This window comes from Porphyromonas sp. KLE 1280, from assembly GCF_000700805.1.
Lineage (GTDB): Bacteria > Bacteroidota > Bacteroidia > Bacteroidales > Porphyromonadaceae > Porphyromonas > Porphyromonas pasteri.
Map to the genome: position 1 here is coordinate 118,178 of NZ_KL362966.1, position 10,199 is coordinate 128,376.

9 protein-coding genes, 1 tRNA gene and 1 pseudogene are annotated in these 10,199 nt (G+C 57.4%); 4 read left to right on the plus strand and 7 right to left on the minus strand.

Features of this window, described 5'->3' with window-relative positions; genetic code table 11:
- The first annotated feature begins 554 nt into the window (after positions 1 to 554).
- From HMPREF1121_RS07850 to efp, 3 genes are all read left to right on the plus strand, one after another.
- Positions 555 to 1,118: a CvpA family protein gene (locus HMPREF1121_RS07850; protein ID WP_044115708.1), complete on the plus strand. Its 564-nt coding sequence runs from the start codon at positions 555 to 557 to the stop codon at positions 1,116 to 1,118.
- A complete protein-coding gene (locus tag HMPREF1121_RS07855) occupies positions 1,115 to 1,657 on the plus strand; it encodes an HDIG domain-containing metalloprotein (protein ID WP_044115709.1) in 543 nt (180 codons plus the stop codon). The genes HMPREF1121_RS07850 and HMPREF1121_RS07855 overlap by 4 nt, the downstream gene beginning before the upstream one ends.
- Before the next feature lie 70 nt (positions 1,658 to 1,727).
- Positions 1,728 to 2,297, plus strand: a complete 570-nt coding sequence (efp, locus tag HMPREF1121_RS07860) for an elongation factor P (RefSeq protein WP_009432739.1) — start codon at positions 1,728 to 1,730, stop codon at positions 2,295 to 2,297.
- A gap of 107 nt (positions 2,298 to 2,404) precedes the next feature.
- On the opposite strand, the pseudogene HMPREF1121_RS07865 reads toward efp, so the two are convergent.
- From HMPREF1121_RS07865 to HMPREF1121_RS07895, 7 genes and pseudogenes are all read right to left on the minus strand, one after another.
- A pseudogene (locus HMPREF1121_RS07865) lies at positions 2,405 to 3,676 on the minus strand (malic enzyme-like NAD(P)-binding protein); the annotation flags it as partial.
- A gap of 272 nt (positions 3,677 to 3,948) precedes the next feature.
- A complete protein-coding gene (rplT, locus tag HMPREF1121_RS07870; protein ID WP_009432755.1) occupies positions 3,949 to 4,293 on the minus strand; it encodes a 50S ribosomal protein L20 in 345 nt (114 codons plus the stop codon).
- A 115-nt stretch (positions 4,294 to 4,408) separates the two neighbouring features.
- Positions 4,409 to 4,606 (minus strand): 50S ribosomal protein L35, encoded by a 198-nt coding sequence (gene rpmI / locus HMPREF1121_RS07875; protein WP_009432744.1) that lies wholly within the window; start codon positions 4,604 to 4,606, stop codon positions 4,409 to 4,411.
- Between the two features lie 88 nt (positions 4,607 to 4,694).
- The gene (infC, locus tag HMPREF1121_RS07880) at positions 4,695 to 5,285 is read right to left on the minus strand and encodes a translation initiation factor IF-3 (protein ID WP_044115711.1); all 591 of its coding nucleotides are present in this window, start codon (positions 5,283 to 5,285) and stop codon (positions 4,695 to 4,697) included.
- Between the two features lie 39 nt (positions 5,286 to 5,324).
- Complete coding sequence (gene thrS / locus HMPREF1121_RS07885) at positions 5,325 to 7,286, minus strand: threonine--tRNA ligase (RefSeq protein ID WP_044115712.1); 1,962 nt, start codon at positions 7,284 to 7,286, stop codon at positions 5,325 to 5,327.
- A 182-nt stretch (positions 7,287 to 7,468) separates the two neighbouring features.
- Positions 7,469 to 7,544: transfer RNA gene (locus HMPREF1121_RS07890), tRNA-Lys, on the minus strand.
- A gap of 206 nt (positions 7,545 to 7,750) precedes the next feature.
- Positions 7,751 to 8,269: an HU family DNA-binding protein gene (locus HMPREF1121_RS07895; RefSeq protein ID WP_044115713.1), complete on the minus strand. Its 519-nt coding sequence runs from the start codon at positions 8,267 to 8,269 to the stop codon at positions 7,751 to 7,753.
- Between the two features lie 721 nt (positions 8,270 to 8,990).
- Here HMPREF1121_RS07895 and HMPREF1121_RS07900 point away from each other — a divergent pair.
- The gene (locus HMPREF1121_RS07900; RefSeq protein WP_044115714.1) at positions 8,991 to 10,187 is read left to right on the plus strand and encodes an efflux RND transporter periplasmic adaptor subunit; all 1,197 of its coding nucleotides are present in this window, start codon (positions 8,991 to 8,993) and stop codon (positions 10,185 to 10,187) included.
- The last annotated feature ends 12 nt before the right edge of the window (positions 10,188 to 10,199 follow it).

Below are 10,199 nucleotides of genomic sequence, written 5' to 3' on the forward strand. Positions count from 1 at the left end.
CGAAGAGCACCGCCTCACACAGAGGAGCAACGACCGATTGCATAGCAAGATAGCCCCCTTCAAGAGGACTTACAAAAAACCTCTCGCAAGGGGAGCTAAAACGAACCAGTACTGGTCACCGATCGGAGCAGTACTGGTCGCGCCTTCGACCAGTACTGGTTACTACCACTGACCAGTACTGGTCACATCGGCGACCAGTACTGGTTGATTTTCTCCTCTCGCATAGAATACCGCGAGTGCAGCTCATCCCGATGCTGTTATCCGCCCTTGAGCTCTGGTGAATTCCAACTGTGTATGATGCGTCAGCCCTGAGGTCGGGATAGCGACCTATATTGGTCAGCGGGCGAACCTATATTGGTCGTCATCGTGACCTATATTGGTCGGGGCGTCAACCTATATAGGTTCGCCCGCTGACCAATATAGGTTCATACCACCCCTCTATATAGGCCCAAGAGTGGACTACGTACAAAGCCCACTCAGAATCGAGGAGAAAAGCCTGTGGGAGGGAATAGGGCGGGATGCAGTACCTTTGCAGGAAAAGACAGAAGCAATATATGAATCAACTTGATCTCTTCCTGGGGGCAGTCGTCCTGCTCTTCGCCCTCGGGGGACTCTTCGGTGGCGCTGTACGCCGCGTCATCCAGATAGCTGCACTCATCATCGCCTTCCGCGAAGCGTGGCGCTTGGCCCCTTGGGTCGAGAGCGTGCTGGGCGGAGGTGACGGGCAGAGCATCGGTGGCTGGGGCTTCATCGTCCCCCTCATCGCCTTCGCCCTTATATATATCGGTATCCGCCTCGTGGGAAACTGGTTCAGCTCGCTCACCAAGGGCACGTTCCTCTCCGTCATTGACCGCATCGTCGGCCTCGTGCTGGGCCTCCTCGTCGGGGTCTACCTCATGGGCTATGCCTGCCTGCTCTTCGAGGGCATCTTCCCCATGGAGCAGTACAACGCCAGCAGCTCCACGCCCCCGACGACACGCCAGTCCTCCTACCTCTACCCCCGCCTCATGCAGTCGGTAGAGGATATTCGTCATGCTAAGTCCCTCCTCTTCGGAGGCGACGACAGCAAGACCACCGACACCGAAGCTCCCGCAGAAGCCACCCCCGCAAGCAAATGATAGACACCCTCGCCATTATCCATCGCTACTACCCCGAGGGTAGCGACATCGAGCGCGTACTGCGCCAGCACGCCGAGGACGTCACGGGCCTGGCCCTCGAGCTCGTCGATGCGCACCCCGAGATGGGGCTCGACCGCGAGTTCGTCGCAGAGGCGGCGATGCTCCACGACATCGGGATCTATCAGACCAGTGCACCCGAGATCTTCTGCACGGGCAAAGCTCCCTACATCCTGCACGGCTACCTCGGTGCCGAGCTCCTGCGCTCGCTGGGCCTACCCCGTCACGCTTGGGTCGCTGAGCGCCATACGGGTAGCGGACTTACTCCCGAGGAGATCGCCGCACGCGCCATCCCCCTCCCCCCAGGCATCTACACACCGCAGTGCCCCGAGGAGGAGCTGATCTGCTACGCGGATAAGTTCTACTCCAAGACCAAGCTGGGGCAGCGCAAGGCGCTGGAGCGCGTGCGTAGTGGATTCAGCAAGCACGGGGAGGCCGCTCTGGCACGCTTCGATGCCCTGCACCAGAAGTACGGCCTTTAGCCTGAGGCATCTCCCCATATTTTCCTATTTTTGTACTCAAGCAAAAACAATCTCTAATCAATCATTTTATATGGCTACTACAGCAGACTTCCGTAATGGTATGTGCCTCGACATCGACGGGCAGTACTACTTCATCGTCGAATTCCTCCACGTAAAGCCCGGTAAGGGTCCCGCTTTCGTTCGCTCAAAGCTCAAGAACGTCGCTACGGGTCGCGTGCTCGATAAGACATGGAATAGCGGGGTGAAGGTCGAAGAAGTACGCATCGAGCGTCGTCCCTATCAGTACCTCTACAAGGACGAGATGGGCCTGAACTTCATGCACCCTGAGACCTTCGAGCAGATCTCCATCCCCGAAGCTGTCATTGATGGCGTCCAGTTCCTCAAGGAAGGCGATATCGTCGAAGCAATGGTGCATGCAGCCTCCGAGACGGTGCTGACGTGCGAGCTCCCCGCTCACGTCGACCTGCGCGTCACCTACACCGAGCCCGGCCTCAAGGGTGACACCGCTACCAACACCCTCAAGCCCGCTACCGTCGAGACGGGTGCAGAGGTACGCGTACCCCTCTTCATCAACGAAGGCGAACTCATCACCATCGACACGCGTGATGGCTCGTACGTAGGTCGTGTGAAGGAAGCCTAAGCGCACCCCTTCGCCCTTACAGCAATAAAGATCCCGCCCCGACTTCTCCCATCAAGAGAAGTCGGGGCGGGATCTTTTGTATCCTTATATATGCTGGCGCCTTAGTCGAGAAGCGAGGTGAGGTGCTCCGCGTAAGCGTCCCAGTCGGTGATCGTGTGGCGCGCTACCCCACTCTCGATAGCGGCGCGAGCCACAGCCGTAGAGACCTCGACGATGAGACGACGGTCGACGGGCTTCGGGATGAAGTAGTCTGGACCGAAAGTGAGGCCCGTCGTCCCGTAGGCTTCGTTCACATAGTCGGGCACGGGCTGCTTAGCCAGCGCAGCGATAGCGCGCGTAGCGGCCAGCTCCATAGCGCCGTTGATAGCCGTAGCGTGCGTGTCGAGTGCCCCACGGAAGATGTAGGGGAAGGCCAGCACGTTGTTGATCTGATTGGGGTAGTCGGTACGCCCCGTGCTCATCAGCACCTCGGGGTTAGCTGCCTTCGCCTCCTCGTAGGAGATCTCAGGCGTGGGATTAGCCAGCGCGAAGATAATAGGGCGTGCAGCCATCGAGCGTACCATCTCCTGCGAGACCATACCGCCCTTGGAGAGCCCGACGAGTACGTCAGCCCCGCGCATCGCATCGGCGAGCGTATGGAGCTCGGTGCGTGTGGTAGCGAACTCACGCTTCATATCATTGAGGTCGGTGCGGTCAACCGTGATGACACCCTTCGAGTCAGTCATCACGATGTTCTCGTGCTTGGCACCCAGATCGCAGTAGAGCTTAGCGCAAGCGATGGCGGCAGCACCAGCACCGCTGACGACGATACGCACGTCTTCGATGGGCTTGCCGACGAGCTCCAGCGCATTCAGCAGGCCTGCACCCGAGATGATAGCCGTACCGTGCTGGTCGTCGTGCATCACGGGGATAGAGAGCTCAGCCTTCAGACGGCGCTCGATCTCAAAGCACTCAGGCGCCTTGATATCCTCGAGGTTGATAGCGCCGAAGGTGGGGGCGATAGCCTTGACCGCAGCGATGAACGCCTCGGGCTCGGTAGCATCGACCTCTATATCGAAGGCGTCTACACCCGAATAAATCTTGAAGAGCAGCGCCTTACCCTCCATGACGGGCTTGCTGGCGTCGGCACCGATATTGCCCAGTCCGAGGACGGCAGTCCCGTTGGAGATGACGCCGACGAGGTTACCTTTCGCCGTGTAGCGATAGGCAGCGCTGGCGTCTTCGGCGATAGCCAAGCAAGGCTCAGCTACCCCAGGGGAGTAAGCCAGAGAGAGGTCATAGGCCGAGCTGTGCGGCTTGGTAGGGACGATAGCGATCTTGCCGGGGCGTCCCTCTTCGTGGTAGCGCAGCGCGGCTTCTTTCGTAATCTCGGTGGGCATATATTCGGATGGATAAGAATAATTAGACTTGTGAAACTACAACAAGCTAAGTGGGAGAATGTTCCGCATTCATTAGCTCAACAAAGATACGGATAGAAAATCACGCAGACGACTGGTGACAAGCGACGAGCGAGCTGACAATCCCCCCACTACTCGCCCCAGGCACTTGACACAAGGAGCACGCCAAATGCAAGAAGCCCTACCTGAGAGGTAATGACCTCATCAGGTAGGGCTTCTGTTTATGCGCTTAAGTAGTTACGCTGGAGAGCGCCTTACTTTACCTTAGCGACGATAGCCTTGAAGGCTTCGGGATGGTTGACAGCGAGGTCAGCGAGGACCTTGCGGTTGATCTCGATACCCTGAGCGTGGAGGGCACCCATCAGGCGAGAGTAAGAGAGACCCTCTAGACGAGCAGCAGCGTTGATACGCTGGATCCACAGAGCACGGAAGTTACGCTTCTTGTTCTTACGATCGCGGAAGGCGTAGGTCAGACCCTTTTCCCAAGTGTTCTTGGCTACGGTCCAGACGTTCTTGCGAGCACCATAGTACCCACGCGTGAGCTTAAGGATGCGCTTGCGCTTAGCGCGAGAAGCTACATGATTGACTGATCTTGGCATGATGTTTCTTCTTTGTGATTGGTAGCGATCTGCCTCTCTCCCGAGAGAGCGGAGAGCAGATACTTGATTGGCTTACCTCTCTGTTACTGAAATAATCGTTGTGCTAACTTGCCGTTTAGCGGAGGCGGAGAAGTTCCTTGACTTCGCGTACGTCTACCTTGTCCACAGTGGTGAAGTAGGTGAGGTTACGCTTCTGCTTCTTCGTCTTCTTCGTGAGGATGTGACTCTTGAAGGCATGTTTGCGCTTGATCTTACCAGAGCCAGTGAGCGCGAAACGCTTCTTAGCACTGGAGTTTGTCTTCAGCTTAGGCATTTTCTTTCTTGTTTATATAAGTTATTTCATTGACCCAGCTCCACTGACGCAGCCTATGCGCGAGGTGCTGGGATGGGGGATACGTTGATTAGTCTTCGTCGGAGGCATCTTCCGAAGCCTCTTCCTTAGCGCCCTTCTTAGGGGCGGGGGCAGCGGCCTTCTTAGGGGCGAGCATGATGGTCATGCGCTTCCCTTCGAGGACGGGCATACTCTCTACGCGACCGTAGTCCTCGAGGTCATTAGCGAAGCGCAGGAGGAGCACTTCACCCTGATCCTTGAAGAGGATGGATCGACCACGGAAGAAGACATAAGCCTTGACCTTCGAGCCTTCGCTGAGGAAGCCCTTAGCGTGCTTGAGCTTGAAGTTGTAGTCGTGGTCATCGGTCTGAGGTCCGAAGCGGATCTCCTTGACGACGACCTTGACGCTCTTAGCCTTCTGTTCCTTCTGCTTCTTCTTAAGCTGGAAGATGAACTTCTGGTAGTCGACGACGCGACATACTGGAGGATTGACATTGGGAGAGATCTCCACGAGGTCAAGCTCTTGGTCGTTAGCGATACGGAGAGCTTGCTGTATCGTATATACTCCCTGCTCTACATTGTCCCCGACGAGGCGTACTTCCTTTACGCGGATAGCCTCGTTGATGCGGTACTGGAACTTTTGTTTGTTGTCTACTGCCATTCAGTATGTGTTGATTGTATGCTTAGCGAGTGAGGTGGACTACTTAGCTTCGGCCTGCCAGGCGTTGATCTGGCGATGTACCTCCTCGGCAATTTGCTCGGCAAAGGTAGCAATTTTCACTGAACCCTTATCACCCTCACCTTGCACGCGTACAGATACTTCGCCTTCCTGGGCTTCCTTTTCCCCGACGATGAGCATGTAGGGGATACGCTTGAGCTCATTGTCACGGATCTTACGGCCGATCTTCTCGTTGCGGTCGTCGACCTGCGTACGGATATCCTGAGCGTTGAGCGTGGCGGCTACCTCGTGAGCGTAGTCGTTGAACTTCTCACTGATAGGCAGCACGACGACCTGGTCAGGCGTGAGCCAGAGGGGGAAGTGCCCTGCGGTGTGCTCGATGAGGACAGCGACGAAGCGCTCCATAGAGCCGAAGGGTGCACGGTGGATCATCACTGGGCGGTGCTTCTTGTTGTCGGCACCCGTGTACTCGAGGTCGAAGCGCTCAGGCAGGTTGTAGTCTACCTGGATCGTACCGAGCTGCCAGCGGCGGCCGAGGGCGTCCTTGACCATGAAGTCCAGCTTAGGCCCGTAGAAGGCTGCTTCACCGTACTCGATCTTGGCGGGAAGGCCCTTCTCAGCACAAGCCTCGATGATGGCCTGCTCGGCGCGCTCCCAGTTCTCTTCGCTACCGATGTACTTCTCGCGGTTCACCTGATCGCGTAGGGAGATCTGAGCCTCGAAGTTCTCGAAGTCCAGCGCCTTGAAGATGATGAAGATGATATCCATCACCTTGCAGAACTCCTCCTTGATCTGGTCGGGGCGGCAGAAGAGGTGCGCGTCGTCCTGCGTGAAGCCACGTACACGCGTCAGCCCGTGGAGTTCACCGCTCTGCTCGTAGCGATAGACCGTACCGAACTCAGCCAGACGCTGGGGCAGGTCACGATAGGAGTGAGGGCCGAGAGCCTTGAAGATCTCACAGTGGTGAGGGCAGTTCATAGGCTTAAGCATAAACTCTTCACCCTCCTGAGGCGTAGTGATGGGGCGGAAGGAGTCCGCACCGTACTTAGCCCAGTGACCGGAGGTGACGTAGAGCTGCTTCGAGCCGATATGTGGGGAGATGACCTGCTGATAGCCGAACTGCTTCTGGATCTGCTTGAGGAAGTCCTCCAGACGCAGACGGAGCTGCGTACCGCGAGGCAGCCACAGGGGCAGCCCTGAGCCGACGTTCTGCGAGAAGGAGAAGAGGCCGAGCTCCTTACCGATCTTACGGTGGTCGCGCTTCTTGGCTTCCTCCAGCAGCGTCAGGTACTCATCGAGCATCTTCTTCTTGGGGAAGGTGATCCCGTAGAGACGCGTGAGCTGCTTGCGCTTCTCGTCACCGCGCCAGTAGGCACCAGCTACGCTCAGCAGCTTGATAGCCTTGATATAGCCCGTATTAGGCACGTGAGGGCCACGGCACAGGTCCGTGAAGTCGCCCTGCGAATAAGTCGTGATCGACCCGTCGGGGAGGTCTGCGATGAGCTCCAGCTTGTACTCGTCGCCCTTCTCTTCGAAGAACTTCGTCACCTCAGCCTTCGTGATGTCGCGGCGGATGATAGGCTCCTTGCGGGCAGCGAACTCCGCCATCTTAGCCTCTATGGCTGCGAGGTCGGCGTCGCGAAGCTGCACGCCTTCGCCCAGGTCAATATCGTAGTAGAAGCCATTCTCAATAGCAGGACCGATACCGAACTTCACACCAGGATAGAGCGCCTGAAGGGCTTCGGCCATGAGGTGCGCACTGGAGTGCCAGTAGGCATACTTCCCTTCGGGATCTTCCCACTTATAGAGCTTCAGCTCGGTGTCCTCCTTGAGGGGACGCATAAGGTCCCAGATCTGGCCATTGACACCAGCGGCCAGCACATCCTGCTGCAGGCGGGGGCTGATGCTGCCAGCTATATCCCACGAGGTCGTACCCACAGGGTACTCACGCTGACTGCCGTCAGGGAACGTGACTTTTATCATTGAGCTCATTCTTATACAGATTGATTACTTAGTTTGTCGTGCAAAGGTACGATAAATACGATAAATACGATAAATAAAGGGACTTATCCACGAGGAGTGCAAGGCACGTCGCCTGTACCCTCCGCGCTCCGCTGACAAAAAGAAAGCGGGTATCACTTCGAGAGAAGCAATACCCGCTTGACTGGTGACCCCGGTGAGGCTCGAACTCACGACCCAGTGATTAAGAGTCACTTGCTCTACCAACTGAGCTACAGAGTCATTCCGATCTCGGCCGTTTTTCCTCGCCTTGGTGAGCGACGGCTTTTGATTTCGGCTACAAAGGTAAAGCAAACTTTTTATTTGTGCAAATCCCCTACTCCATACGCTTGCGACAAACAGCCTCATACGAGGGGACTCCCCCGCCTTAGGCTGAGCTAAGGCGGGGGAGCACCGTGAGTGGAGCGGCTAAGCGCCGAAGGCAGAGGTTAGATACCTACATGACCGCCTGCGCCAGGAGTCCCCTCGGCAGGAGTCCCCTCGGCAGGGTGGCCGCCTTCCTTCGGCTGTGCGCCCTTACCCTTCTTCCCCTTGGCCTTCTTCTCCAGAGCAATGCGCTCGAAGGCTACATCATCCAGACGGAAGAACTTAGGATTGGGGCGAAGGCGTACACGTGCTCTTGAGATATGCGTCATCGCATTGAACTCCTCACCCTGGGCTACGGCCTTACTGCGGAGCGTGGGTGAGAGGCTCCCCAGACGCCCGAACTCGACAGACTCCCCGCCTGCGACCAGAGCACGCGCCGTATCGGCTGCGAGGTTAAGGATAGAGGCTACCTCCATATAGTTGAAGGTCGTGTGCCCTGCCACCATATCGCAGAAGCGCATGAAGGATACGCGGCCTCGAGTGCGGGCGGTAGCGATGGTGACGGTCTTGCCGGCAAGTTTGCCGATCTTCATCTCGGCATTGCGAAGCGTGTAGCCGAGAGCTTGCTTTGTGGTTCCCATAATGGATACGAATAAAAGTGAATAAAACGTACTTGTGCCCTCCTATCTCTTGGAGGACACTGCAAAGGTAGAGCGCCCAGCCACGGGGGTGAGACAAACTCTGTTCACTTTGGTTAGCTTGCTGCTTTCATGGGATTACTTTGGCCACTATTCAGGGGATTCACGGCTACCCCCATACCTTTACATATAATAGGTATGGGCAAGGCATCAAGAGAGGCGCCGAGGGGAGGAATAGCAACCTATATAGGTCGGCGGGCTGACCTATATAGGTCCACGTGACGACCTATATTGGTCGATGAAGCGACCTATATAGGTTCACCCAGCGACCAATATAGGTTCATAGCACCCCCTTCGGGAGGAGGGTGCAGGAGAAATTTGGCGGGGAGAATAAACCTTCGGGAGGGACGGGACTCTATATATATATGCGAAGCAAAGCTCCTAATATAATAATATAATAGGTACGCGCGAGGGAGAGCGGGCAAATGCTCCGCCACACCCACCCGAAGCGAGGCTCATAGCCCAGGGAAAAGCCAGACGGCTGACCTCACAGCCTCGATTTATAGTATCTTCTCGATTTATAGTATCTTTACATACCCCTATCCCGCCCTACTTGCCCCGCACCACCAGCGGTGACGAAGTGGCGGGAAGTCCCTTTCGACAGCCCCACCCACGGGGCACTCTTCATCAAAAGACAAACCAACAATACAACCCCACAAGAATTATGACGCATCAACGCCTTACCGTCTCGTGCCTTAGCCTCCTGCTCCTCACCGCAGGGATCACGCTCCTGCCCGCCTGCTCCAGTCAGTCGGCTCAGCAGGGACAAGCTCAAGGCCCTCAGGAACTCCCCGTACGCACCCTCTCCGCAGGCGACTTCTCCGCCGACAACAGTTACCCCGCCGTCATCCGAGGCGAGGACGATGCCGAGATCCGCCCCAAGGTATCGGGCTTCATCACCAAGGTCTACGTCACCGAAGGTCAGAGCGTGAAGGCAGGTCAACCCCTCTTCCACCTTGACGACGTCACCTATCGCGCCGCCGTCTCGCAGGCTACCGCCAGCCTCTCCGCTGCACAGGCCTCACTCGCCACGGCGCAGCTCAACCAGCGCAATAGCCAGGATCTCTTAGCCAAGAACATCATCAGCCAGAGCAACTACGAAGAGGTCTCCAACGCCCTGAAGAGCGCTGAGGCCAATGTCGCCGTCGCCAAGGCCGCCCTCGTCTCGGCACGCGAGAACCTCTCCTACTGCACTGTCACCAGCCCCGTCTCGGGCGTCGTCGGCTCCATCAACTACCGCGTGGGGAACCTCGTCAGCCCCCAGAGTGCTTCGCCCCTGACGCAGGTATCAAATACGCGTCAGGCCTACGTCTACTTCTCCGTCTCTGAGCGTGAGATGCAGACCCTCGTGGGGGATGGCACGACCGCAAAGAGCCTTCCCAAGGTGCGCCTGCGCCTCTCCGACGGCAGCGAATACCCCGCCGAAGGGACGATCCAGGGCGTCAGCGGCGTCGTCGACAAGACCACGGGTGCGATCACGCTGCGTGTCGACTTCCCCAACGCTGAGGGCAAGCTCCGCAGTGGCTCGGTAGGTACGGTCCTCGTCCCCACCCAGACGGCAGGGGCTATCCTCGTGCCCCAGAGTGCCACGGTTGAGCTGCTCCACAAGAAGTTCGTCTACACCGTCGACAAGGACGGCAAGCTGACCTTCACCGAGATCACCGTCAGCCCCGTCGATGATGGGCAGAGCTACACCGTCACCAGCGGCCTCAAGGCTGGCGACCGCATCCTCGTCGCCGGCACCACGGGCGTCAAGGAGGGCGAGGTCATCAAGCCCCTCACCGAAGAAGCCTATGCCAAGCAGCAGGAGGCTATACGCCAGCAGATGATGGGCAAGGGCGGCGCTGCTGAGAAGCACTAAGCCCTCACCGCC

Bases quoted from the DNA above. Each gene is read 5' to 3' on its own strand.
- efp (WP_009432739.1), top strand. From the start codon at position 1,728: ATGGCTACTACAGCAGACTTCCGTAATGGTATGTGCCTCGACATCGAC.
- HMPREF1121_RS07895 (WP_044115713.1), bottom strand. From the start codon at position 8,269: ATGGGAACCACAAAGCAAGCTCTCGGCTACACGCTTCGCAATGCCGAG.
- rpmI (WP_009432744.1), bottom strand. From the start codon at position 4,606: ATGCCTAAGCTGAAGACAAACTCCAGTGCTAAGAAGCGTTTCGCGCTC.
- HMPREF1121_RS07855 (WP_044115709.1), top strand. From the start codon at position 1,115: ATGATAGACACCCTCGCCATTATCCATCGCTACTACCCCGAGGGTAGC.
- HMPREF1121_RS07850 (WP_044115708.1), top strand. From the start codon at position 555: ATGAATCAACTTGATCTCTTCCTGGGGGCAGTCGTCCTGCTCTTCGCC.
- HMPREF1121_RS07900 (WP_044115714.1), top strand. From the start codon at position 8,991: ATGACGCATCAACGCCTTACCGTCTCGTGCCTTAGCCTCCTGCTCCTC.
- rplT (WP_009432755.1), bottom strand. From the start codon at position 4,293: ATGCCAAGATCAGTCAATCATGTAGCTTCTCGCGCTAAGCGCAAGCGC.
- thrS (WP_044115712.1), bottom strand. From the start codon at position 7,286: ATGATAAAAGTCACGTTCCCTGACGGCAGTCAGCGTGAGTACCCTGTG.
- infC (WP_044115711.1), bottom strand. From the start codon at position 5,285: ATGGCAGTAGACAACAAACAAAAGTTCCAGTACCGCATCAACGAGGCT.